Below are 22796 nucleotides of genomic sequence, written 5' to 3'. Positions count from 1 at the left end.
CGCAACCCATGACCGTCCTTCTCGATCTCCTCAACGACGACCCGCGCAAGCGTGAAACGGCCGCCGTCCGCCATCCGGAAAAGGCGCATCGGCCGGATACGCCGCTGGCGCGCAAGCCGGACTGGATACGCGTCAAGGCGCCGGGCTCGGCGGCCTGGCGCGAGACCGGGGCGATCCTGCGCGGCGGCGGACTCTCCACCGTCTGCCAGGAGGCCTCCTGCCCGAATATCGGCGAGTGCTGGGAGAAAAAGCACGCGACCTTCCTCGTCATGGGGTCGGTGTGCACGCGCGCCTGCGCTTTCTGCAATGTCGCGACCGGCCTGCCGTCGGCGCTCGATTCCACCGAGCCGGAGCGCGTGGCGGAGGCGACCGCCAAGCTCGGCCTCTCCCATGTGGTGGTCACGTCGGTCGACCGCGACGATCTCGAGGACGGCGGGGCGGGGCATATAGCGGAGACGATCCGCGCCATACGCGCCGCCTGTCCGACGACGACGATCGAGGTTCTGACGCCCGATTTTCTGCGCAAGGATGGCGCGCTGGAAAAAGTCGTCGCCGCGCGTCCGGATGTGTTCAACCATAATCTCGAGACCGTGCCGTCGCTCTATGTGACGGTGCGGCCGGGCGCGCGCTATTTCCATTCGCTGCGGCTGCTGCAGCGGGTCAAGGAGCTCGATCCCGCCATCTTCACCAAATCCGGACTGATGGTCGGGCTCGGCGAGGCGCGAAACGAGATTCTCCAGGTGATGGACGATCTGCGCGTCGCCGATGTGGATTTCCTCACCATCGGCCAATATCTGCAGCCGACCCGCAAGCATCACGAGGTCGTCCGCTTCGTGACGCCGCAGGAATTCGAGGCGCTTTCCACCATCGCCTACGCCAAGGGCTTCTCGATGGTCTCCGCCTCGCCGCTCACCCGCTCCTCGCATCATGCGGGCGCGGATTTCGAGCGGCTGCGGGAGAAGAGGCTCGCCGCGTCTCGATGATCTCCTTCAGCGCGGCGGCGTTGTTCAGCTCCGGCGCGCGGGAGGCGAAGAGCAGCGTCACCACATTGCCGCGGCCGAGCGCGCGCAGGCGCTTCAGCTCCTGCGGACAGGTCTCGTGCAGCTCGCTGGCGTAGCGCGTTTTGAACTCCCGCCAGCGTTGGGGCGAATGGGCGTACCAGCGGCGCAGAGCGTCGCTCGGCGCGACGAGGCGATCCCATTCGTCGAGCGCGGCCTTCGCTTTTGAGAGTCCGCGCGGCCACAGGCGGTCGACGAGGATGCGCTTACCGTCCTCTGCGCTCGCCGGCTCATAGGCGCGCTTGATCTTGAACATGCTTTTCCTCAGGGTCGAAGCCCCCGGGGAGCGACATAGGGCGCGAGGCGCTCGCGTCGCGCGGACGAAAAGGCCGTTTTCGCGCCTTCCGCAATAGTGGTAATAGCTTCGCCCATGAAGAGCTTCCGCAACCGCCGCCGCGTGAACTTCCGCGCCGACGACATGTTCGCCCTGGTCAAGGATGTCGAATCCTACCCCAAATTCGTGCCGCTCTGCGAGGCGCTGCGCGTGCGCCGCCGCAGCACGACCGAGGAGGGGGTGGAGGTCATCCTCGCGGAGATGCAGGTGGGCTTCAAGGCGGTGTGCGAGCGCTTCACCAGCCGCGTGACCTGCGATCCGAACAAGCGTGAGATACTCGTCGAATATGTCGACGGCCCGTTCAAAAAGCTCGAAAATCGCTGGACCTTCGCCGACGAGCCGGCCGGGCCGGATGGCGGCGCGCGCTCGGTCGTCGATTTCTACATTAATTACGAGTTCCGCAGCCGCACGCTCGGGCTGGTGATGGGGGCGATGTTCGACTCCGCCTTCCACAAATATTCGGACGCTTTCGTCAAGCGTGCCGGCGAGGTCTACGGCCGCCGCTGAGCGGCCGCGATCATCAGCTCCAGCGCTTGGGCGACCGAGGCCTCCCTTATCGCCTCGCGCGTTTCCGGGCCGAAGCGGCGCTCGATATGCTCCACCCCGAACCCCTTGCGCAGGCAGGCGAAATGGACGAGGCCCACGGGCTTCTCCACGCTGCCGCCGCCCGGGCCGGCTATGCCGGTGATCGAGACGGCGATATCGGCGAAGGACCGCTCGACGGCGCCGCTCGCCATGGCCCGCGCCGTCTCGGCGCTGACGGCGCCATAACGCTCGAGAATCTCGTGGCTGACGCCGAGCATCTCCTCCTTGGCGGCGTTGGAATAGGTCACGAAGCCGCGATCGAAGGACTCCGAGGAGCCGGCGATATCGGTGATCGCCCCGGCGACGAGCCCGCCGGTGCAGGATTCGGCCGTCGCGAGGCGTAGAGACTGCGCGCGGCAGAGGTCGAGCAGATGTCGGGCGAGGCGGGAGAGATCGGGGGAGGGCATGAGGCGATCGTGTCTCGAGCGGCTTGGAAGGCGACCATATTCCCGCCCTCCGCGCCTTCAAAGCGTCGCCGTTCGGCGAGGGCTTGTCGAGGGTCCACGAGGCGCGGAGGGCGGTCGGTCAATCTCGCTCGATATGGAACAGACCATTTCTTCAGCAGAGCGCAATACACTCGGGCGCGCGCCGGTCGAACATCGTCCATGCTGGATCGCCCTCCGTCGTCATGAAGGACGCGACATCGAGACCGTCTCGGAGCGAGAGCAAAATCTCCGGCAGACGGCCGAATGTCGAAAGTCCGATGACCTCGCGACCCACGAGGCGACCAAACGTCAGTGCCCAGAACTCCTCGTCGCTGAAGCTGCCGCATAAAACGGACCGCTGATCCTCGATCCGCCAACTCCATTCGATCATTAATCCGATTTCGCCTCGAGGAGCAGCCGGACTTTCGTCACGACGACGACTCGGCGTCAGCTCACCCAGTTCGAGGAACAGCGTCGAGCCGTATCCGCGCCAGACATGCGCGACGATCAGTCCACGCGCCGCCGCTCGAAAATGTTCGATCCAATCGGTCATAGGACGACTATCGCTCAGATTGTCGAGCGCGCAAATCACCCCCGACCCTCACGCAGCGCGCGCGTCCCGCGTCGCCGCCACCCGCAAGCGGGCGACCAGATCGATCAATTCGCGCGTGCGCGCCGTGAGATCGGCGCTGGCGCCCGAGGAACGCGTCGCGATCGCGGCGTTCTCGCGCGTCGCCCGATCGATCTCGCCGATCGCGAGACAGACGCCGCCGAGGCTCGCGGCCTGCTCCTTCGCCGCAGCGGCGACCTCCGCCACCAGAGCGTCGGAAGCCGCGGTCAGCTCGACGACTTCCGTCAAGGCGCGGCTAGTCTCGTTCACGAGGCCGACGCCGCGCTTCACTTGCGCCTGAGCGGTGGAGACGAGCTGGCCGATCTCCTTCGCCGCCTGCAAGGAGCGCTGTGCGAGCGAGCGCACTTCCGAGGCGACCACGGCGAAGCCGCGGCCGGCCTCGCCGCTGCGCGCCGCCTCGACGCCGGCGTTGAGCGCGAGAAGATTGGTCTGAAAAGCGATCTCGTCGATGATGTCGACGATTTGGCCGATCTGCCGGGACGATGTCTCTATCGCGCTCATCGCGCCGATCGACTCGCGCAGGACGTCGCCGCCGCGCCGCGCGCTGCCGCTGGCGCGCAGCACGAGATCGCGAACCTCGGCGGTCGTTTCGGCGGTGTGGCCGATCGCGACCGTCGAGCGGTCGAGATCGGCGGTCGCCTTCTCGAGATCGACGGCTTGCCTTTCGCTGCGGTCGGCGAGGCGGCCGGCCACGTCGGCGGCCTCCGCCGTCCCCTCGAGAACCGAGCGCGAATTGGCCGCCACCGCCGCTATGGCGCGGCGCAGCTTCTCCACCGCTATGTTGAAATTCTGGCGCAGCGCCTCGTATTCGGCGGCGAAAGCCTCGTCGATCCGATAGGTCAGCTCGCCATGGGAGAGATTTTCCAGCCCGCGGGCGAGAGCGGCGACGACCGCGGCCTGGCTCTCCGCCGCGCGGCGACGCTCCGCCTCCGCCATTTCCCGCAGCTCGGCCGCCGCTCGGCGCTGCGCCTCGGCCTCCTGCTCGAGCCGGCGCTTGTCCCGCGCCGCGGCCTCGAAGGCGAGCAGCGCCCGCGCCATGTCGCCGATCTCGTCCCGCCGCTCGACATGAGGCACGGTCGCGTCGAAATCTCCGTCGGCGGCGCGCTTCATGGCGCGCGCGATCGTCGCCAGCGGGCGGCGGATCTGCGTCGCGACGATCCATATGGCGGCGACGAGAGCGATGCTCGTCACCGCGGCGGGCACGGCGAGCGTCAGCGCCTCGTCGCGGCCGCGAACGCTTTCGCGCGCGTGGCGCTCGGCGGCGAGACCGTCGAGGGTTCCGCGCACGAAGGCTTCCATCTCCGCGACCATTTTCTCGCGATTGGCGATGGTCGCCTCGTCATTGGCCTGCAGAAGCGCCGCCTTGGGAGAAATGGAGAGGCCGAGCTCCACAGTGTCGTTCTGATAGGAGACGAATTCCTGCACGGCGAGCGCGATGCGCGTCTTGCGCTCGTCCGGGATGCGGCCGCCGGCCCGAGCGAGCAGCGCCTCGCTCGCCGCGCGCACATCGTCGAGCGTTCGCCGCAGCGTTCCGAGCTTTCCTTCGATCTCGGCCTTGCTGTCGGATACGAAGACGGAGTTGGCGACGATCGCCGAATGCTGGACGGATTGCGCGAGCCCGCGCGCCTGCAGGGCGAATGCGTAGCTCGCCTCGAGCGCATCCATCCGGCCGGCGTCGTGGCGCGATTGCCAGAAGGCGAAAAGGGAAAGGCCGAGGGCGAGAGCGCCGAGCAGCGCGATGACCGCGCCGAGCTTGCCTGCGATGCTCGATTTCATTTTCATTGGACGCCGCGCGCGAGCGTTTCCAGCCGCCGGCTCGGCGTTGGAAACGCGTTGAGACAATGCCGAGAGTGGCGGCATCATCCGCTGCGCAAGTTTCGAAAAAGCTAAGATGAATTCGTTCAAGCCATTATTTTGAATGACGTTTTTATGACATCTCCCTCTCGGGATGGTTTCGTCGCGACGCCGCGATCATTCGGCCGAGGGCGCGAAACTCATCGCCGCGGCGCGAAGATTTGCGCCAGACGAGTCCGATGGTCCGGCGCGGTTCCGGCGACTCGATGCGAAGCACGCGGATGGAGCCGCGCGCCGTCTCGATCGGCAGGCTCATTTCGGGCAGCAACGTGCAACCCATGCCCGCCGAGACCATCTGAACCAGCGTCGTCAGATTGGTCATGCCGAAAGTGTCGATGTTCAGCACATTGCGGCTCTCGCAATAGCTGAGCGCCTGATCGCGCAGGCAATGGCCGTCTTCGAGCAGCAGAAGCCTTTGCGCTTTCAGCGTTTCCGCGCTGACGGAGCCGGCTTCCTCCGGCAATCCGCCCAAAGGAGCGACGAGAAAGAAGCGGTCCTCGAAGAGCGGCAGGGATTCGAGCTCTGGATCGACGGGCGTCGCCAGCATGACGAGATCCAGAAGGCCGTCGTCCAGCTCGGCCAGCAATGTGGCCGTCTGCGCCTCGCGAATATGCAGAGGTCGCAGATCCGCCGCGCCGCCGCCGAGCGCGTCGAACAAGGTGGGCAGAATATAGGGCGCGACGGTCGGGATGACGCCGAGGCGAAGCGGACAGAAATTCTGATCCGCCATCGTCTCCAGCTCCGAAATATCGGCGAGGATTCGGCGGGCGACCTTGGCGATCTCACTGCCGGCGGCCGTCAGTGTGACCAATTTGCCGCGCCGCTCGACCAATTGCGCGCCGACCTCGGCCTCCAGCTCCTTGATCTGCATGGAGAGCGCCGGCTGCGTCACGGCGCAGAGATCGGCCGCTTTGCCGAAATGCTCGGTGCGGGCGAGGGCCTCGAAATAGCGGAGCTGCTTGGTCGTGATCATCAGTTTTCCTGATCGATGACGAAGAATTTCGAATTTTACCTAATCGATTTCGCGTCCTATAGCAAGCTCGGCGGGGGCGCGACGAGGAGGAAAGCAATGTCGATTGCAATGGAAAAGATGATGGCGAGCGCCGAAAAGTCACGCTCGCGCGCGGGCTTGCTGCGATTTCTGCGGACGACGGCCGCGGCGATGGCGATCGTCGTCGGCGCGACTCTGGCCGCCTCGGCCGAGGGCGCGCCGCATTCCAATCAATTCTGGTGGCCGGACCAGCTCGATCTCTCGCCCTTGCGCCGCAACGCCGCGGAGTCGAACCCGCTAGGCAAGGATTTCGACTATGCGAAGGCGTTTCAGACGCTCGATCTCGCCGCGGTGAAGAAGGATATCGCCGCCGTCCTGACCACCTCGCAGGACTGGTGGCCGGCCGACTATGGCAATTACGGCCCATTCTTCATCCGCATGGCCTGGCACGGCGCCGGAACCTATCGCATCCACGACGGCCGCGGCGGCGCGAGCGGGGCGCAGCAGCGCTTCGAGCCGCTCAACAGCTGGCCGGACAACGCCAATCTCGACAAGGCGCGTCGGCTGCTGTGGCCGGTGAAGAAGAAATACGGCCAGAAGCTCTCCTGGGGCGATCTCATGGTGCTGACCGGCAATGTTGCGCTCGAGAAAATGGGCTTTGAGACTTTCGGCTTCGGCGGCGGCCGCAGCGACGATTGGGAGCCCGATCTCGTCTATTGGGGCGCGTCCAAATTTCTGGCGAGCAATAATGACAAGAAAGGCAATCTCCAGAAACCGCTCGCCGCGACTCAGATGGGGCTGATCTATGTCAATCCCGAAGGGCCGAACGGCGTGCCGGACCCGCTGGCCGCCGCCAAGGACATTAGAGAAACCTTCGGGCGCATGGCGATGAACGACGAGGAAACCGTCGCGCTCATCGCAGGCGGCCACACTTTCGGCAAGGCGCATGGCGCCAAATCGCCGGCCAAATGCGTCGGCCCGGCGCCGGCTGGGGAGAAGATCGAGGCGCAGGGATTCGGCTGGGCCAATCGCTGCGGCTCCGGCAAGGGCGCGGATACGATCACCAGCGGGCTGGAAGGAGCCTGGTCGGTCGATCCGGTTTCCTTCACCACACAGTTCTTCGACAATCTGTTCGGCCACGACTGGGTCAAGACCAAGAGCCCGGCCGGCGCGATCCAGTGGAAACCGAAGGACGCCGAAAACATCGTGCCGGACGCGCATGATCCGACGAAGACACATCCGCTGATGATGCTCACGACCGATCTGGCGCTGAAGCTCGACCCCGAATACAGCAAGATCTCCCAGCGATTTCACGAGCATCCGGAGGAGTTCAAGCGGGCGTTCGCGAAAGTCTGGTTCAAGCTGATGCACAGGGACATGGGGCCGCGCGCGCGTTTCTTGGGCGCCGAGGTTCCGAAAGAAGAGCTGATCTGGCAGGATCCCGTTCCCGCGATCGACTACAAGCCGATCGAGGCCGCGGATATCGCCGGATTGAAGTCGAAAATCCTCGCTTCAAACCTCACCGACGCCGAGCTGATCCGCACGGCCTGGGCCTCGGCGGCCTCCTTCCGCGGCACCGATAAGCGCGGCGGCGCCAATGGCGCGCGCATTCGCCTCGCGCCGGAAAAGGATTGGGCGGTCAACGACCCCGCCGAGCTGGCGAAGGTCGTGAAGACGTTGGAGGAGGTGAAGGTCGGCTTCGACAAGGGCCGCGCCGATGGCAAGCGCGTGTCGATCGCCGATCTCATCGTGCTCGGCGGCTCCGCCGCGATCGAGGACGCCGCCAAAAAAGCCGGCGTCACGATCGAGGTTCCGGTCTCGACAGGGCGCGCGGACGCGACGCAGGCGCAGACCGATGTCGAATCCTTCGCGGTTCTCGAGCCGAAGGCCGACGGCTTCCGCAACTACTTCGCCAAAGGCGGCGAGAAATCGCCGACCGAGGCGCTGGTCGATCGCGCGAGCATGTTGGACCTCACCGTCCCCGAGACCACCGTTCTCGTCGGCGGAATGCGGGTCCTCGGCGCGAATGAGGGGAATTCGCGGCTCGGCGTCTTCACCTCACGGCCGGGCGTGCTGAGCAACGAGTTTTTCGTCAATCTGCTCGACATGTCCACGCAATGGAAAAAGTCGGCCGAGACGGAAGGCGTCTACGAAGGCCGCGACCGCCAGAGCGGCGCGCTCAAATGGACGGGGAGCGCCGTCGATCTGCTCTTCGGCTCCAATTCCGAGCTGAGGGCGGTGGCGGAAGTCTACGCCTCTGACGATGCGAAAGAGAAGTTCGTGCGCGACTTCGTCGCAGCATGGGTCAAGGTGATGAATTTAGACCGTTTCGACTTGCGCAAGTCCTAATAGAAGCGCCGGCCGGACCCTTCGGAGAGTCCGGCCGGCGAAATTCGTTCACGCGGCGGACATTGGCAGCCGCACCGTCGCCAGCACCAGCGCCGCCATGCCTTCCTGACGGCCGGTGAAGCCGAGGCGCTCGGAGGTCGTGGCCTTCACGGCCACGCGGCCGATTTCGACCTCCATGATTTTCGCGAGGCTCTCGCGAATGGCGTCGCGATGCGGGCCGATCTTCGGCGCCTCGCAGACGATGGTCGCGTCGACATGGGAGATGATCCCGCCGCGCTCGCGCACGCGCTTGGCCGCAAAAGCCAGGAAGATGGAGGAGGGCGCGCCTCTCCATTGCTGGTCCGAGGGCGGGAAATGCTTGCCGATGTCGCCATCGGCCAGGGCGCCGAGCAGAGCGTCGGTGATGGCGTGGGCGAGCACATCGGCGTCGGAATGGCCGGCGAGGCCGTGGCTGTGCGGCACCGGAACGCCGCCGAGCCAGACCTTGTCGCCCTCGCCGAAAGCGTGGACGTCATAGCCCTGGCCGGTGCGAATGTCGGAGAGGTCGCCCAGCAGAGCGTTTTGCGCGCGCAAGAAATCCTCCGGCGTGGTGAGCTTGAAATTGGCGGCGTCGCCCGGAAACACATGGACCTTGTGGCCGGCGGCCTCGGCGACCATGCCGTCGTCGGTGAGCTCGGCGCAGCCGCTCGCGACCTTGCGATGCGCGGCGAGAATCAGCGGAAAGGCGAAAGACTGCGGCGTCTGCACGAAGCGCAGGCTCGCGCGGTCGGGAGTGGCGATGACGACGCTCTCCGCGTCGATCTGCTTCACCGTATCGGCGAGCGGCAGGCCGGGCACCGCCGCGCCATATACGCGGGCCGCCTCTATCGCCCTGGCGACGAGAGCCGGATCGGCGAAGGGCCGCGCGGCGTCCTGGATCAGCACGATCTCCGGGGCGGGGGAGAGGACGGCCAGCGCCTCGAGCCCATTGCGCACGCTCTGCTGGCGCGTCGCGCCGCCGATCGCCGGCTCCAGCAGCTGCGCCCGCGCGCCGTCCGAAAGCTCGGCGACGCTGGCGCGATAGAGCGCGGCGTCATCGGCGTGGATGGCGACGATCAGCCGCGCCTGCGGCGCCGCCCGATGCATCGCTTCGAGCGTGCGCGCCAGAAGAGACTTGCCGAGAAGCGAACGATATTGTTTCGGAAGGCCGTCGCCCGCCCGCACGCCGCGGCCGCCGGCGACGGTGAGGATCGCAATGGTCGAGGATGAGCTCATGGGGGCACCTCTCCCGCTTTTTCGGCCTCGCGTCAATTTTCACCATTCTCGGGGATGTACGCATTGCGTACGTATGACCATCTGCATATAGTGTAGGCACGATGACAACTGATGAATTTATAGGCGAGACCATAGGAGCCACGCCTTTGCGCATCGGTTCGCTTCATCTAGAAGGGCGCGCCTTTCTGGCGCCTATGGCCGGCGTGACCGATCTCGCCATGCGGCGGATCGCATTGCGTTTCGGCGCCTCCGCGGCGGTCGGCGAAATGGTCGGGGCGAGCGCGCTGGCGCGTGGCGACGTCGAGGCCCGCCAGCGCCTGGACGGTTCCGGCATAGACGCCCATATCGTGCAGATCGCGGCGCGCGATCCGGCGGGCGTCGCCGAGACGGCGCGGCAGGCCGAGGCCGCGGGAGCGAGGCTGATCGACATCAACATGGGCTGTCCCTGCAAACGCGTGACCGGCGGCCTCGCCGGCGCGGCGCTGATGCGCGAGCCGGCGCTCGCCGCCGAACTGGTCCGCGCCGCCGTGGGGGCGGTCTCGGTTCCGGTGAGCGTCAAAATGCGGCTCGGCTGGGATGAGTCCTCCCGCAACGCCGCCGAGCTGGCGCGGCTGGTCGAGGCCGAGGGCGCCGTCATGGTGACGGTGCATGGCCGCACCCGCGCGCAATTCTACGAGGGCAAAGCGGATTGGCGGGCGATCGCCGCGGTCAAGTCCGCCGTGAAAATTCCGGTCGTCGCCAATGGCGATTGCGCCTCGCCGCAGGACGCCGCCGCAATGCTCGCGGCCTCCGGCGCCGATGCGGTGATGGTGGGCCGCGCGGCGCAGGGGCGGCCGTGGCTCGTCGGCGACATCGCGCATTTTCTGGCGACCGGCCGCCGCCGCGCCGAGCCCTCCGCCATGGCGCGGCTGGAGGCCGCGCTCGAGCATTTGGACGGTCTGCTGATCGCCATGGGGGCGAATATGGGCCTGCGCCACGCGCGCAAACACCTCTCCGCCTATGCCGAGCAGGCGGAGGGAGACGCCCAAGAGCGCGCACGGCTCAGACGGGCGCTGGTCGCCGCCGACTCGGCGGCGGAAGCGCGCGGACTTCTTCGCCGCTTGTTCTCGCTCGAGCCGGCGCATGGGGAGCCGGCTTCGGCCTATTGTTGACGCGTTCAAGTCCGATAGAGGATCGGCGCGCGCCGCGCCGGAAAACGAGTTCGAGGTATCGAGATGTCCGCCGAATCCAACCCGCACCGGCGCAAGAGCGCGCTCGCCACGCCCGTCGGCGCGAGGCTGCGCGTCATCGCCGACGATAATCGCGCCTGCATTCTCGAAGCATTGCCCAATGTGATCCTGGCGATCCGGCCCGATGGCGTGATCGTCGACGCCAATGCCGCGGCCGAGTCGTTTTTCGAGATCGGCAAGCCGATCCTCATCGGCCAGGAGCTGAGCCGTCTCGTGCCCTTCGGCTCGCCCATTCTGGCGCTGATCGAGCAGGTGCGCGAGCGTGGCTCGGCGATCAATGAATATCGCATCGACCTCGGCCGCCCCGGGGCGGAGGGCGAGCGGCGCGTCGATGTGCATTGCGCGCCGCTGCCGGACAGCGAAGGCGGCGTTCTGGTCGTGCTGCAGGAGCGCACAATTGCCGATAAAATAGACAGGCAGCTGACCCATAGGGGGGCGGCGCGCACGGTTTCTGGGCTCGCAGCGATGCTCGCCCATGAGATCAAGAACCCGCTGTCGGGCATTCGCGGCGCCGCGCAATTGCTGGAAAGCTCGGTGGGAGACGCCGATCGGGCGCTGACTCGGCTGATCTGCGAGGAGACCGACCGCATCGTCCGCCTCGTCGACCGCATGGAAGTATTTTCCGACTCGCGGCCGCTGGAGCGCGAGAAGGTCAATATTCATGTGGTGCTGGACCATGTGAAGCGCGTCGCCCGCAGCGGCTTCGCCCGTCACATTCGCTTCATCGAGAATTACGACCCCTCGCTGCCGCCGGTCGCCGCCAATCGCGATCAGCTGGTGCAGGTCTTCCTCAATCTGGTCAAGAACGCCGCCGAGGCGATCGGCGACTCGATAGACGGCGAGATCGAGCTGTCTACCGCCTTCCGGCCGGGGGTCAGCCTGCGCACCGCCGGCGACAAGCGCCCGGTGGGGCTGCCGCTGGAATTCTGTGTGCGCGACAATGGCCGCGGCGTGCCCGAGGACATAGCCGCGCATTTGTTCGATCCCTTCGTCACCACGAAGACTTCCGGAACTGGCCTCGGACTTGCACTGGTGGCCAAGATCGTCAATGACCACGGCGGCATCGTCGAATGCGAATCTCACCCGAGGCGTACCACTTTCCGTATTTTGATGCCGATGTACCGCAACAAGGACGAGGAGAAGCGAGCAGACGAGCGACGCGCCAGACGACACCATCCCGCCGCCGAGGAAACAGAGCCTGCGCCGACAGAGCGCCGCTCGTGAGCACGATCTGCTGGAGAGAATTCCGATGACCCACGGCGAGATTCTGGTCGCCGACGACGACGCCGCGATCAGGACTGTGGTGGCGCAAGCGCTGTCGCGCGCAGGCTATGAGGTGCGCACCACCGGAACCGCCGCGACCTTATGGCGCTGGGTGCAATCGGGCGAGGGCGATCTCGTCGTCACCGATGTGGTGATGCCCGACGAAAACGCTTTCGAGCTGTTGCCGCGCATCAAGAAATTGCGCCCCGATCTGCCCATCATCGTGATGAGCGCGCAGAACACTTTCATGACCGCGATCCGCGCCTCCGAGCGCGGCGCCTATGACTATTTGCCCAAGCCCTTCGATCTGAAGGAACTGGTCGGCATCGTCGGCCGCGCCATGGCCGAGCCGCGCAAGAAGAACGAGATCGACGGTCCCGACGATATGGAGGGAATGCCTCTCGTCGGCCGCTCGCAAGCGATGCAGGAGATTTATCGCTCGCTGGCGCGTCTGATGCAGACCGATCTGACCGTCATGATCAATGGCGAGTCCGGCACCGGCAAGGAGCTGGTCGCCCGCGCGCTGCACGATTATGGCAAGCGCAAGAAGGGCCCCTTCGTCGCCATCAACATGGCCGCCATTCCGCGCGATCTCATCGAGAGCGAGCTGTTCGGCCATGAGAAGGGCTCCTTCACCGGCGCCAATCAGCGCTCTATCGGCCGTTTCGAGCAGGCCGAAGGCGGCACGCTGTTCCTGGACGAGATCGGCGATATGCCGATGGAGGCGCAGACGCGGCTGTTGCGCGTGCTGCAGCAGGGCGAATATACGACCGTCGGCGGCCGCACGCCGATCAAGACCAATGTCCGCATCATCGCCGCGACCAATAAGGATCTGCGCGCGCTGATCCAGCAAGGCCTCTTCCGCGAGGACCTCTATTTCCGCCTCAACGTCGTGCCGCTGCGCCTGCCGCCTTTGCGCGAGCGCTCGGAGGATATCGCCGACCTCGTGCATCACTTCTTCAAAGTGGCGGCGAGCGAGGGCCTGCCACAGAAATACATCGAGCAGGCGGCGCTCGACCGCATGAAGCGCTATCGCTGGCCGGGCAATATTCGCGAGCTGGAGAATCTCATTCGTCGCCTCGCCGCCCTGCATCCGCAGGAGGTCATCACCGAGGCGGTGGTCGAGCTCGAGCTCGAGCACGAGATGCGTCAGGCCTCGCCCGGCGATCGGCTGCAATCGGCGACGGCGAGTTTGGCGGATACGGCCTCCGACAAGGAGGTGGCGCTCTCCACCACGGTCGAGCAATATCTCGCCAAGCTGTTTCGCGACCATGGCGAGCGGCTGCCGCCGCCCGGCCTCTATCATCGCGTCATCCGCGAGATAGAAGTGCCGCTGATCTCCGCCGCTCTCGCGGCGACGCGGGGCAATCAGATCAAGGCGGCGGAGCTTCTGGGCCTCAACCGCAACACGCTCCGCAAGAAGGTCAACGATCTCGACATCCGCCTGATGCGCTCGCCGCGGTAGGATCCTGCTTCAGGAGCTTCGCCCATGACTCGTCTGCTGGAACAGGCCTTCGAAACCATTCGCAAGCTGCCCGATCCTGTGCAGGACGATCTCGCGCGGCTTCTCCTCGAGATCGCCGACGGCGAGACCCAATGCGTCACGCTGACGTCGGAGGAGGAAAGCGATCTGACGGAAGCGCTGGCGGAGGTCGAACGGGGGGAGTTCGCCTCCGACGAGACGATCCGCGCTATCTGGGCCAAATATGAGTGATGCGGCTCCGCTACACCGCGCGGGCGGCGCAGCATATCGACGCTGTGCTCGCCTTTGTGGCGGAGCGCTCTCCTCGAGGCGCGCGCAATATCCGAATTAGGCTGCAGACGGTTCTGGCGTTGCTGCAAGAGCGTCCACTCGCAGGCCGTCGGACCAGCGTCCCGCCGGTACGGCGCATTTCCGCGTCGCCTTATCCTTACCTCGTGGATTATCAGGCGAACGGCGTGGAGATCGTGATTCTGCGTTTCCGACACGCTGCACGTTCGCCGATCGGCTGAGGCGAGCTGCTGGCCCGCATTGCCTCAACCGGCGCCACGACCTATACAGGCGCATGTCCAAGGCGGGAGAGATTCCGGCGCCCGCGCTCAGGAAGCGGTCCTGGCGCCTTTGGTTCGGGCCGATCGCGGTGGTCGCCGCCGTCGCCTGCGCGCTCGCCACTTTTTTCGTCATGGCCGAGCTCGCGCCGGTCGCGCCGACCAGCGACGTCGTCTATCCGCTGTTCTTCGCCGACGCCGTCGCGCTGGTTCTTCTAGTCGCCTTGGTGCTCGTCAAGGCGGGCACGCTCATCGGCTCCTGGCGGCGCGGCGCCGCGGCGGCCGGGCTGCATATTCGCATTCTCGCTTTCTTTTCCGCCTTGGCGCTGACGCCGGCGATCATCCTCGCCATTGTCGGCTCGGTGACGCTGGAGCGAGCGCTCAATCCGCAGTTCCTGGCCATGGTGAAGACCTCCGTCCACAGCACGGCGGAGGCCGCGCGCGTGTTCCGCGAGACGCAATGCCGCTCGCTGCTGCAGGAGGCGCAGCTCTCCGCCTCGGACCTCGATCGCGCGCGCGCCATGTTCAACGCCGATCGCGGCCTGTTCCACGAGTTCTTCGTCTCGCGGGCGCGCTTCCTCGGCTTTTCGGTGGCGGCGATCGTCAAGACCGACGGACAGATATTGGAGCGCGTCGATGTGACGGCCGACGGCTCGGCCATCGTCATCGCGCCGCCGGCCGCCGATTTCGAGGATGCGCGCAAGGGCGAGCCGCTCTGCCTCGTCATAGACGACGGGCGCACCTTCGTCGCGTTGCGGCCGCTGTCGACCTTCCCGGATACATTCCTCTATGTGACGCGTCCGGTCGATCCTTTCGGCGTGCAATTTCCCGAGCAGGCGGCGAATCTCATCGCCACCTATGACAGTTTCGAGGCCTATCGCGGCGCGGTGAAGAAGGCCTTCACCGTGATGTATGCGCTGCTCGCCACCATAATGCTGCTGTCGGCCGTATGGGTCGGGCTCGATTTCGTCGACCGGCTGGTGGCGCCGATCCGCGCCCTCATCGCGGCCACCGATCAGGTTTCGGCCGGCAATCTCGATGTGCGCGTCGATGTCGAGCGTTCGCATGGCGATCTCGCGCGGCTCGGCGCCGTGTTCAACAATATGACCAGCGAGATCGAGCAGCAGCAGAGCCGGCTGCTCGCCGCCAATCGCCAAAACGAGGAGCGCCGCCTCTTCACCGAGGCGGTGCTCTCCGGCGTGCCGGCCGCCGTCATCGGCGTCGACGCCGAGGGACGAATCAATGTTCTCAACCGCTCGGCCGAGGAGCTTCTCGTCGGCGGGGCGGGGCAGGAGGAGGCGGGAAAAGACGGAGCGGGGAAGGACGGCGCCGCGGCGGCGATCGGGGCGCGCGCGGCGGAGGCGCTTCCCGAGATCGCGCCCATTCTCGCCGACGCTGTCGAGGCCTTTCCGCGCGCCATTCAGACTCAGATCAACATAAGGCGCGGCACCAAGGAACTTACCCTCGCCGTGCGCGTCACTTCGGCGAGCACGCAGCAGGGCGGCTCGGATTTCGTCGTGACGCTCGACGACATCACCGATCTCGTCACCGCGCAGCGCACTTCCGCCTGGGCCGATGTGGCGCGGCGCATCGCCCATGAGATCAAAAATCCGCTGACGCCGATTCAGCTCTCCGCCGAGCGGCTGAAGCGCAAATATGGCAAGCACATCACTTTCGAGCGCGATGTCTTCGACCAATGCACCGACACGATCGTGCGTCAGGTCGACGACATCAAGCGCATGGTCGACGAATTCGCCTCTTTCGCCCGAATGCCAAAGGCGCGGCCGGTGCGCGACGATCTCTGCGACTGTATGCGTCAGGCCTTTTTTCTGACGCGCGTCGCTCATAACGATGTCGAGATGACTCTCAATCTGCCGGAGGCGCCGGTCTTCGCGGTGTTCGATCGCCGGCTGCTGTCGCAGGCGCTGACCAACATAGTGAAGAACGCCGCCGAGGGCATAGCGGCGCGCGAGGACGCCGCTGCGCTCGACGCCAAGCGGATCGACGTCAAGCGAATCGACATCAGCCTCGGGGTGCGGGACGGCATGGCGGAGATCGATGTGGTGGACAATGGCAAAGGCTTTCCGGCCTTCAACCGGCAGCGTCTGCTCGAACCCTATATGACGACGCGCGCCGAAGGCACGGGTCTCGGCCTGCCTATTGTCGCCAAGATCATCGAGGACCATGGCGGACGACTCGAATTGCTCGACGCCCCTTCAGGGATCGGCGCCTGCGTGCGTCTGTTCATTCCGCTCGGCGAGGCCGGCTCGGCGGCGGGCGAGGGACGGGCGCGGACTTCGTGAATGGTGAGGAATATGGTCAGCGACATTCTCATCGTCGACGATGAAGAAGACATCAGAGAGCTGGTGGCCGGCATTCTCGGCGACGAGGGCCATGGCGTGCGCACCGCCAAGGACGCCGATGGCGCGCTGGCGGCGATCGAGCAGCGCCGCCCGCATCTCGTCTTCCTCGACATTTGGCTGCAGGGCTCGCGCCTCGATGGAATGCAGGTGCTGGAGATCGTCCAGAAGCAGCATAAAGACCTGCCGGTGGTGATGATCTCCGGCCACGGCAATATCGAGACCGCGGTGAGCGCGATAAAGCTCGGCGCCTATGATTTCATTGAAAAACCCTTCAAGGCGGATCGCCTCGTGCTGGTCGCCGAGCGCGCGCTCGAGGCCTCGCATCTGCGCCGCGAATTGAGCGCGCTGCGCCAGCGCGCCGGCGCCTCGGATCGCATCGTCGGCAGCTCCTTTCCGGCGCATCAGCTGCAACAGGTCATCGCCCGCGTCGCGCCGGTCAATTCGCGCGTGCTCATCACCGGCCAGCCGGGCTCCGGCAAGGAGCTCGCCGCGCGCTGCATCCATGCCGCGTCGCAGCGCGCCGCCGGCCCGTTCGTCGTCATCAATGCGGCGACGATCACGCCGGAAAATATGGAGATAGAGCTGTTCGGCAGCGAGGGCGGCGACGCTCCGCGCAAGATCGGCGCGCTCGAGGAGGCCCATGGCGGCACGCTCTTCCTCGACGAGATCGCCGACATGCCCAAGGACACGCAGGCGAAAATTCTGCGCGTTCTGGTCGAGCAGAATTTTCAGCGCGTCGGCGGCTCCGCGCGAGTCGAGGTCGATGTGCGCATCATCTCCTCATCGGCGCGCGATCTGACCTCCGCGATCGAGGAGGGCGCTCTGCGTGAAGACCTCTTCCACCGCCTCTCGGTGGTGCCGATTCGCATCCCTTCGCTCGCCGAGCGGCGCGAGGATATCCCCGAACTCATCGAATATTTCATGGAGCAGGTCTCGGCGACATCCGGAATGCCGCGCCGCAAGATCAGCGAGGACGCGCTCGCCGTGATGCAATTGCATGATTGGCCCGGCAATATCCGCCAGCTGCGCAACAATGTGGAGCGGCTGATGATTCTGACCGCCGGCGACGCGACCGCGGAGGTTTCGGCCGACATGCTCCCGTCCGAGATCGGCCAGCTCGTGCCCTCGACGCCGGCCGGCGTGCGCGGCGAGAAGCTGATGAGCCTGCCGCTGCGCGAGGCGCGCGAAGTGTTCGAGCGAGAATATCTGATCGCGCAGCTCAATCGCTTCAGCAACAATATTTCCCGAACCGCGGAATTCATCGGAATGGAGCGATCGGCGCTCCATCGCAAGTTGAAATCGCTGGCCATAGAATGAGCAACAAATCTCGGCGATACAAAGCGTTGTGAAAAATTCCTATTGGCTCTGCGGCGGTTTGGCTCTAGTTGATGCGTTTCGTCTCGTCGTAAACTCGTCGAAACAGCGGGTTACAGAACCGTAAGTGGAGGCCTTTCGCCGCAGGAAGGGTTTGCGCCTTGCGCATCGCGCCGGCGCGGGCTCTAATATGCGATCGGATGGCTATGACCGATAAGAGCGACACAATCGCCCCGATAACGAAAAACAGAACAGGATAGCCGATGTCCTCCGAACGCGCGCAGAATCTCCAGGATACGTTTTTGAATTACGTGAGGAAGAACAAGGTTCCGCTCACGATTTTTCTGGTCAATGGCGTCAAATTGCAGGGAATTGTGACCTGGTTCGACAATTTCTGCCTCTTGCTGCGACGCGACGGGCACTCCCAGCTCGTCTATAAACATGCGATCTCGACGATCATGCCCGGCCATCCGATCCATATGTTCGAGCCGGGCGAAGAAGGCGAGCAGAGCCCGCCGGAACGCCATCGCTGAGCGGGATTTGCGAAAGGGCGGCGCTTTTTTGAAGAGTCCCGCATAAATCAAAAGACGCTGGCGAGGCGCCTCGCTCGGCGGGCCGAGGTCGTGTTGAACGAGAAAACATCAGCGCCGAAGGATCAGACGACGGCCGGCGCGGCCACGAAAGCGCTCGTGGTCGGTCCCTATTCGACGCGGGCGCGGCCATCGGAGAGCGGAGCGGGGCAGGGGGCAGAGCGCGATCCGGTCGCTCGTCTGGCGGAGGCCGTCGGCCTCGCCGAGGCGATCGATCTCGACATTGTGGGCGAGATCGGCGTCTCGCTGCATGATGTGCGGCCCGCCACCTATCTCGGCAAAGGCAAGGTGGAGGAGATCGCCGAGACGGTGAAAGCCGCCGAGGCGGAACTCGTCACCATGGATTGCCAGCTCTCGCCCGTGCAGCAGCGCAATCTCGAGAAAGCCTTCGGCGCCAAGGTCATCGACCGCACCGGGCTGATCCTCGAGATTTTCGGCCGCCGCGCCCGCACGAAGGAGGGCGCGCTGCAGGTCGAGCTCGCCCATCTCGCCTATCAGAAATCGCGGCTCGTGCGCAGCTGGACCCATCTCGAGCGCCAGCGCGGCGGCTTCGGCTTTCTCGGCGGCCCCGGCGAGACGCAGATCGAGACGGACCGCCGCTTGATCGAGGAGCGCATGGCGCGCATCGAGCGCGACCTCGATCAGGTCAAGCGCACGCGCGGCCTGCATCGCAAGAAGCGCCGCGAGGTTCCCTATCCGGTCGTCGCGCTGGTCGGCTACACCAACGCCGGCAAATCGACGCTGTTCAACCGCCTGACCAAAGCCGGCGTGCTGGCGGAGGACATGCTGTTCGCGACGCTCGATCCGACCTTGCGCCAAATCCGCTTGCCGCATGGCGCCAAGATACTGCTCTCGGACACGGTCGGCTTCATTTCCGATCTGCCGACCATGCTGATCTCGGCCTTCCGCGCCACGCTCGAAGAAGTGACGCTCGCCGATGTGATCCTGCATGTGCGGGACGTCTCGCATCCCGATTGGGAGGCGCAGGCTGCCGACGTCGAATCCATTCTCGGCGAACTCGGCCTGTCCGGCGAGGCGGGGACGCGCATTCTGCAGGTGTGGAACAAGATCGACGCGCTGGACGACGATCGGCTCGCAGCTTTGCGCATCGCCGCGCGCGGCCGCAAGAGCGCGGATCGTCCCTCGCTCGTCTCGGCCCTGACGGGGGAGGGGCTCGACGCTCTGCTCGAGCGGATAGAGACGCGCCTCGCCGAGGGCCGCATTCGGCTCGAGGTCGAGCTCGACCCCGCCGACGGCGCGGGCATCGCATGGCTGCACGCCCATACCGAGGTTCTCGACCGCCAGACGCTGGCGGACGGCCGCGCGCGGCTCGTGGTGCGCGTCGCGCCGGAGCGTTTCGACGGGGTGACGCGACGCTATCCGCAAGCCGAAGTGCGGGCGGAAGCTTCATCCAGGCGGCGCGCGCGCTAAAATCCCTCTCGGAGCGCCTCGCGCCCCGAGGCCTTCGAACCGGCGGAACGCATCAATGGATCGCATTTATCTGATTGTCGCTATTCTCTCCGAAGTCGTCGGCACCTCGGCGCTCAAGGCGAGCGAGGCTTTTTCCAAGCCTTTGCCGTCGGTCATCGTCGTCCTCGGCTATGGCGTGTCCTTTTTTCTGCTGTCGCTGGCGCTGCGCAGCATTCCGGTCGCCGTGGCCTATGCGATATGGTCCGGCGTCGGCCAGGCGCTGATCGCGGTCGTCGCCTGGTTCGCCTTTCATCAGCGGCTCAACGCCGGCGAAATGGCCGGCATGGGCCTCATCATCGCCGGGGTCGTCGTGTTGAGCCTCTTTTCCCAGACCGCGCATTGAGGATTTTCCATGACTCTCAATCTGCTCATTGGCAACAAGGCCTATTCGTCCTGGTCGCTGCGGGCTTGGCTGCTGCTGAAACAGTTCGACATTGCTTTCGAGGAAAGCCTCGTCCCGCTCTATGGGCCCGAGTCGAAAGAAAAGCTCCTCGCCTTTTCGCCCGCGGGAAAGGTTCCGGCGCTGCGCTGCGACGAAATTCTCGTCTGGGAATCGCTCGCCATAGTCGAATTCATCGCCGAGCGCTTTTCTGATCTCGCGATCTGGCCGCGGGATCCGGCGGCGCGCGCTCTGGCGCGCTCGCTTTCGGCGGAGATGCATTCCGGCTTCACCGCGCTGCGCGGCGAATACCCCACCAATTTCCGCCGGGCCCCGCGCGCGATCGCGTCGCCGAGTCCGGCGGCGGCGGCCGACATCGCCCGCATCGACGCCGCTTGGCGCGATGCGCGTGAGCGCTTCGGCGCGCATGGACCGTTTCTGTTCGGCGAATTCTCTGCGGCGGACGCCATGTTCGCGCCGGTCGTCTGCCGCTTCTCGACCTATCTGCTCGACGTTTCGCCGCAGGCGCAGGATTATATGCGCGCGATCGAGGCTCTGCCGGCCTATCGGGAATGGGTGGAAAGCGGACGCGCGGAACCTTGGACGCTCGATAAATTCGAAAAGTGAGTCGCTGCGATGATCGTGCGAGAGGCCGGACCTATTTCCGTTCCGCGGCTTTCGCCGCCTGCCACAGCGCTTCCATCTCGTCGAGCGTCGATTCTCGCGGGCTCGTTCCCTTTGCCGCCAGCGCGCGTTCGATGAAGCCGAAGCGCCGCTCGAATTTGGCGTTGGCGCCGCGCAGCGCCTGCTCGGGATCGGCGCCGACATGGCGCGCCAGATTGGCGACCGCGAAAAGAAGATCGCCGATTTCTTCGGCCACGGCGGGCGAGGGCGGCGCGCCGGCTTCGCCGAGCTCCGCTTCGACTTCCAGCGTCTCCTCGCGGATTTTTTCCAGCACGAGCCGGGCGTCGGCCCAATCGAAGCCGATCTTGCTCGCCTTCTCCTGCAGCTTCACGGCGCGCGTCAGAGCGGGCAGGGCGGGCGGAACGCCGTCCAGCAGGCTGGCGGGCTCCTCCATTCCGCGCCGCTCGGCGCGAGCCTTCTTCTCCTGCGCTTTGATTTCCGCCCATTGCACGGCGACATCTGCGGCCGAGGCAGCCGAGAGATCGCCGAACACATGAGGATGGCGGCGGATGAGCTTGTCGCTTATCGCCTCGACGACATCCGCGAAGACGAAAGCGCCGCTCTCCTCGGCCAGCCGGGCGTGGAAGACGACCTGCAAAAGCAGGTCGCCGAGTTCGTCTCGCAGATCGCCGAGATCGCCGCGCTCGATCGCGTCGACGACCTCATAGGCTTCTTCGAGCGTATAGGGAGCGATGCTGGCGAAGTTCTGCTCGAGGTCCCAGGGACAGCCGGTCCCGGGCGTGCGCAGCGCCGCCATAATGCCGAGAAGGCGCGTGATGCGCTCCTGCGTCATCGATGCGCCTCGAAAAGCGGCCCGAAAGCGCGAGCGACGCGTTGTTTTGACGCAGCAGGGCGCGGGAAAAAAGGCGAGGAATTCGAGACGCTTTGCTCTAACATGAGTGCCGGATCTCGACTGCGCCCTTGGTCTACCGCCCTCCGCAGTCGATCCGAGGGTCCGGGGCCGTAGTACGCCTTGCAAACGACAGCGCCTCGGACCCGACTTGCGCATCCGAGGGGCTTGATTATCGCAGCCATGAGGCGCGCGTCGCCGCAAGCCGAGAAACGACTTGCGGCTCGCTGATTCAGCGTCTCAGTCGAGCGTGATCGACAGCGCTTCGCGACCCTTGGCCGTGTCGACGACCTGCATCGTCACGGGCTGGCCTTCGGCGAGATGATTGACGCCGGAGGGACCGAGGATCGAGATATGGACGAAGACGTCCTTGCCGCCGTCGTTCGACTGCACGAAGCCGAAGCCCTTGGTCTCGTCGAACCATTTGACCTTGCCGGAGACCGGCACGGCCGTCGACGGATCGGGAGCCTGACGCCGTGGCGGACGGTCGAAGCCGCTGCTGCGCGGGCGCTCGGCGGCCGCGGTCGAAAGATCGACCTCGAGCACGCGCGAGACCTGCTGGCCCTTGACGGAGCTCGATACCTGCACTTTCAGCTTGGCTCCGGGCGGCAGGGCTTCATAGCCCGCAGCCTGAACCGCGCCCACATGCAGGAAGGCGTCGCCTGTGCCATTGCCCAGCTCGACGAAGCCGAAGCCTTTCTCGGGCTTGAACCATTTGACGACCGCGTCGACGGCGGGCTCGTTCGAAGACGGGGGCGGCGAATCGGAAAATCCGCCTCCTCCGCCGAAGGGCGACCGCGGCGGCCGGCTCGGCCGCGGGCTGTCATAGCCATACGGGGGGTCGTCGTCGAACCCACGCTTTCTGGGTCCCCGGAAGTCTCGACCTTTGCTGCTCATGTCTTAGTACTCGTCTCCGCCATCCGCCAAAAGACCGCTATAGCCACATGCACGGCCTCTCGCCGAGCGCAATGCGCCACGACGCGCGCGTCTGCCGGCATCTCGCGGAGAGCCGGTTCCGGTGCGTTCGTAAGTGTGCCAGTTGAATGCCATATAGTCCCGCGCAATCGCCTTTTTACCAGGAAGCGGCCGGTTCTGGCTAGATGAATTCGCCAGCGAGATCGAAAAATCCCGGCTCCGCTGTTCGC

Annotated in this window: 22 protein-coding genes; 14 read left to right on the top strand and 8 right to left on the bottom strand. The window is 65.6% G+C overall.

Annotation, left to right across the window (positions count from 1 at the left end; all coding sequences use genetic code 11):
* Nucleotides 1-8 precede the first annotated feature (8 nt).
* Entirely contained in the window at nt 9-983 is a 975-nt protein-coding gene (gene lipA, locus FMZ75_RS06120; protein WP_166141706.1) for a lipoyl synthase, read from the top strand.
* On the opposite strand, the gene FMZ75_RS06115 is transcribed toward lipA, so the two are convergent.
* Nucleotides 910-1314, bottom strand: coding sequence for a DUF488 domain-containing protein (locus FMZ75_RS06115; RefSeq protein WP_166141705.1), 405 nt, complete (start codon nt 1312-1314; stop codon nt 910-912). The genes lipA and FMZ75_RS06115 overlap by 74 nt on opposite strands.
* A gap of 114 nt (nt 1315-1428) precedes the next feature.
* Between FMZ75_RS06115 and FMZ75_RS06110 the strand changes: the two genes are divergently transcribed.
* Nucleotides 1429-1899, top strand: coding sequence for a type II toxin-antitoxin system RatA family toxin (locus FMZ75_RS06110; RefSeq protein WP_018265360.1), 471 nt, complete (start codon nt 1429-1431; stop codon nt 1897-1899).
* Here FMZ75_RS06110 and FMZ75_RS06105 read toward each other — a convergent pair.
* The 4 genes from FMZ75_RS06105 to FMZ75_RS06090 all read right to left on the bottom strand — a co-directional run bounded on the left by FMZ75_RS06105 (nt 1884) and on the right by FMZ75_RS06090 (nt 5860).
* The gene (locus tag FMZ75_RS06105) at nt 1884-2384 is read right to left on the bottom strand and encodes a CinA family protein (protein WP_166141704.1); all 501 of its coding nucleotides are present in this window, start codon (nt 2382-2384) and stop codon (nt 1884-1886) included. The genes FMZ75_RS06110 and FMZ75_RS06105 overlap by 16 nt on opposite strands.
* Before the next feature lie 151 nt (nt 2385-2535).
* Nucleotides 2536-2955, bottom strand: a complete 420-nt coding sequence (locus FMZ75_RS06100; protein WP_166141703.1) for a hypothetical protein — start codon at nt 2953-2955, stop codon at nt 2536-2538.
* 48 nt (nt 2956-3003) lie between these two features.
* Nucleotides 3004-4809 carry a methyl-accepting chemotaxis protein gene (locus tag FMZ75_RS06095; protein ID WP_246728798.1) on the bottom strand — a complete coding sequence of 602 codons (1806 nt, stop codon included), beginning with the start codon at nt 4807-4809 and terminating at the stop codon, nt 3004-3006.
* A gap of 151 nt (nt 4810-4960) precedes the next feature.
* A complete protein-coding gene (locus tag FMZ75_RS06090) occupies nt 4961-5860 on the bottom strand; it encodes a hydrogen peroxide-inducible genes activator (RefSeq protein WP_166141701.1) in 900 nt (299 codons plus the stop codon).
* A gap of 189 nt (nt 5861-6049) precedes the next feature.
* Between FMZ75_RS06090 and katG the strand changes: the two genes are divergently transcribed.
* On the top strand, nt 6050-8227 hold the full coding sequence (gene katG / locus FMZ75_RS06085; protein ID WP_166141738.1) for a catalase/peroxidase HPI: 2178 nt from the start codon (nt 6050-6052) through the stop codon (nt 8225-8227).
* A gap of 48 nt (nt 8228-8275) precedes the next feature.
* Here katG and FMZ75_RS06080 read toward each other — a convergent pair whose 3' ends face one another.
* Nucleotides 8276-9481 carry a bifunctional 2-C-methyl-D-erythritol 4-phosphate cytidylyltransferase/2-C-methyl-D-erythritol 2,4-cyclodiphosphate synthase gene (locus FMZ75_RS06080; RefSeq protein WP_166141700.1) on the bottom strand — a complete coding sequence of 402 codons (1206 nt, stop codon included), beginning with the start codon at nt 9479-9481 and terminating at the stop codon, nt 8276-8278.
* 146 nt (nt 9482-9627) lie between these two features.
* Between FMZ75_RS06080 and dusB the strand changes: the two genes are divergently transcribed.
* From dusB to FMZ75_RS06025, 11 genes are all read left to right on the top strand, one after another.
* Nucleotides 9628-10632 (top strand): tRNA dihydrouridine synthase DusB, encoded by a 1005-nt coding sequence (dusB, locus tag FMZ75_RS06075; RefSeq protein WP_166141699.1) that lies wholly within the window; start codon nt 9628-9630, stop codon nt 10630-10632.
* 63 nt (nt 10633-10695) lie between these two features.
* Nucleotides 10696-11934 (top strand): nitrogen regulation protein NR(II), encoded by a 1239-nt coding sequence (locus FMZ75_RS06070; protein ID WP_246728797.1) that lies wholly within the window; start codon nt 10696-10698, stop codon nt 11932-11934.
* 25 nt (nt 11935-11959) lie between these two features.
* Nucleotides 11960-13438, top strand: a complete 1479-nt coding sequence (ntrC, locus tag FMZ75_RS06065; RefSeq protein WP_108917927.1) for a nitrogen regulation protein NR(I) — start codon at nt 11960-11962, stop codon at nt 13436-13438.
* A 24-nt stretch (nt 13439-13462) separates the two neighbouring features.
* Nucleotides 13463-13687: a hypothetical protein gene (locus FMZ75_RS06060; RefSeq protein ID WP_142861541.1), complete on the top strand. Its 225-nt coding sequence runs from the start codon at nt 13463-13465 to the stop codon at nt 13685-13687.
* Nucleotides 13687-13965 (top strand): type II toxin-antitoxin system RelE/ParE family toxin, encoded by a 279-nt coding sequence (locus tag FMZ75_RS06055; RefSeq protein WP_166141698.1) that lies wholly within the window; start codon nt 13687-13689, stop codon nt 13963-13965. The genes FMZ75_RS06060 and FMZ75_RS06055 overlap by 1 nt, the downstream gene beginning before the upstream one ends.
* 53 nt (nt 13966-14018) lie before the next feature.
* Nucleotides 14019-16304 (top strand): PAS domain-containing sensor histidine kinase, encoded by a 2286-nt coding sequence (locus FMZ75_RS06050; RefSeq protein WP_166141697.1) that lies wholly within the window; start codon nt 14019-14021, stop codon nt 16302-16304.
* A gap of 12 nt (nt 16305-16316) precedes the next feature.
* Entirely contained in the window at nt 16317-17681 is a 1365-nt protein-coding gene (locus FMZ75_RS06045) for a sigma-54 dependent transcriptional regulator (protein WP_142864253.1), read from the top strand.
* Between the two features lie 260 nt (nt 17682-17941).
* Nucleotides 17942-18211 carry an RNA chaperone Hfq gene (hfq, locus tag FMZ75_RS06040; protein ID WP_018265371.1) on the top strand — a complete coding sequence of 90 codons (270 nt, stop codon included), beginning with the start codon at nt 17942-17944 and terminating at the stop codon, nt 18209-18211.
* Between the two features lie 93 nt (nt 18212-18304).
* Nucleotides 18305-19699 (top strand): GTPase HflX, encoded by a 1395-nt coding sequence (hflX, locus tag FMZ75_RS06035; protein WP_207783306.1) that lies wholly within the window; start codon nt 18305-18307, stop codon nt 19697-19699.
* A 55-nt stretch (nt 19700-19754) separates the two neighbouring features.
* Nucleotides 19755-20081, top strand: coding sequence for a multidrug efflux SMR transporter (locus FMZ75_RS06030; protein ID WP_142864242.1), 327 nt, complete (start codon nt 19755-19757; stop codon nt 20079-20081).
* A gap of 9 nt (nt 20082-20090) precedes the next feature.
* Nucleotides 20091-20744 carry a glutathione S-transferase family protein gene (locus FMZ75_RS06025; protein WP_166141696.1) on the top strand — a complete coding sequence of 218 codons (654 nt, stop codon included), beginning with the start codon at nt 20091-20093 and terminating at the stop codon, nt 20742-20744.
* 31 nt (nt 20745-20775) lie between these two features.
* Here FMZ75_RS06025 and mazG read toward each other — a convergent pair whose 3' ends face one another.
* Nucleotides 20776-21594, bottom strand: coding sequence for a nucleoside triphosphate pyrophosphohydrolase (gene mazG / locus FMZ75_RS06020; RefSeq protein WP_166141695.1), 819 nt, complete (start codon nt 21592-21594; stop codon nt 20776-20778).
* A gap of 297 nt (nt 21595-21891) precedes the next feature.
* Nucleotides 21892-22548, bottom strand: a complete 657-nt coding sequence (locus FMZ75_RS06015; RefSeq protein WP_108917785.1) for a cold-shock protein — start codon at nt 22546-22548, stop codon at nt 21892-21894.
* Nucleotides 22549-22796: the final 248 nt, after the last annotated feature.

Source organism: Methylosinus sp. RM1, assembly GCF_011378635.1.
GTDB classification, from domain to species: domain Bacteria; phylum Pseudomonadota; class Alphaproteobacteria; order Rhizobiales; family Beijerinckiaceae; genus Methylosinus; species Methylosinus sporium.
Note: the sequence above shows the minus strand (reverse complement) of the source record. Positions and strands in the feature narration are given on the sequence as shown.

Bases quoted from the DNA above. Each gene is read 5' to 3' on its own strand.
- FMZ75_RS06100 (WP_166141703.1), bottom strand. From the start codon at position 2,955: ATGACCGATTGGATCGAACATTTTCGAGCGGCGGCGCGTGGACTGATC.
- FMZ75_RS06055 (WP_166141698.1), top strand. From the start codon at position 13,687: ATGCGGCTCCGCTACACCGCGCGGGCGGCGCAGCATATCGACGCTGTG.
- katG (WP_166141738.1), top strand. From the start codon at position 6,050: ATGGCGATCGTCGTCGGCGCGACTCTGGCCGCCTCGGCCGAGGGCGCG.
- FMZ75_RS06015 (WP_108917785.1), bottom strand. From the start codon at position 22,548: ATGAGCAGCAAAGGTCGAGACTTCCGGGGACCCAGAAAGCGTGGGTTC.
- ntrC (WP_108917927.1), top strand. From the start codon at position 11,960: ATGACCCACGGCGAGATTCTGGTCGCCGACGACGACGCCGCGATCAGG.
- FMZ75_RS06025 (WP_166141696.1), top strand. From the start codon at position 20,091: ATGACTCTCAATCTGCTCATTGGCAACAAGGCCTATTCGTCCTGGTCG.
- hfq (WP_018265371.1), top strand. From the start codon at position 17,942: ATGTCCTCCGAACGCGCGCAGAATCTCCAGGATACGTTTTTGAATTAC.
- FMZ75_RS06050 (WP_166141697.1), top strand. From the start codon at position 14,019: ATGTCCAAGGCGGGAGAGATTCCGGCGCCCGCGCTCAGGAAGCGGTCC.
- FMZ75_RS06070 (WP_246728797.1), top strand. From the start codon at position 10,696: ATGTCCGCCGAATCCAACCCGCACCGGCGCAAGAGCGCGCTCGCCACG.
- FMZ75_RS06080 (WP_166141700.1), bottom strand. From the start codon at position 9,481: ATGAGCTCATCCTCGACCATTGCGATCCTCACCGTCGCCGGCGGCCGC.
- mazG (WP_166141695.1), bottom strand. From the start codon at position 21,594: ATGACGCAGGAGCGCATCACGCGCCTTCTCGGCATTATGGCGGCGCTG.
- FMZ75_RS06045 (WP_142864253.1), top strand. From the start codon at position 16,317: ATGGTCAGCGACATTCTCATCGTCGACGATGAAGAAGACATCAGAGAG.
- FMZ75_RS06115 (WP_166141705.1), bottom strand. From the start codon at position 1,314: ATGTTCAAGATCAAGCGCGCCTATGAGCCGGCGAGCGCAGAGGACGGT.
- FMZ75_RS06030 (WP_142864242.1), top strand. From the start codon at position 19,755: ATGGATCGCATTTATCTGATTGTCGCTATTCTCTCCGAAGTCGTCGGC.
- FMZ75_RS06060 (WP_142861541.1), top strand. From the start codon at position 13,463: ATGACTCGTCTGCTGGAACAGGCCTTCGAAACCATTCGCAAGCTGCCC.
- FMZ75_RS06095 (WP_246728798.1), bottom strand. From the start codon at position 4,809: ATGAAATCGAGCATCGCAGGCAAGCTCGGCGCGGTCATCGCGCTGCTC.
- FMZ75_RS06110 (WP_018265360.1), top strand. From the start codon at position 1,429: ATGAAGAGCTTCCGCAACCGCCGCCGCGTGAACTTCCGCGCCGACGAC.
- lipA (WP_166141706.1), top strand. From the start codon at position 9: ATGACCGTCCTTCTCGATCTCCTCAACGACGACCCGCGCAAGCGTGAA.
- FMZ75_RS06090 (WP_166141701.1), bottom strand. From the start codon at position 5,860: ATGATCACGACCAAGCAGCTCCGCTATTTCGAGGCCCTCGCCCGCACC.
- FMZ75_RS06105 (WP_166141704.1), bottom strand. From the start codon at position 2,384: ATGCCCTCCCCCGATCTCTCCCGCCTCGCCCGACATCTGCTCGACCTC.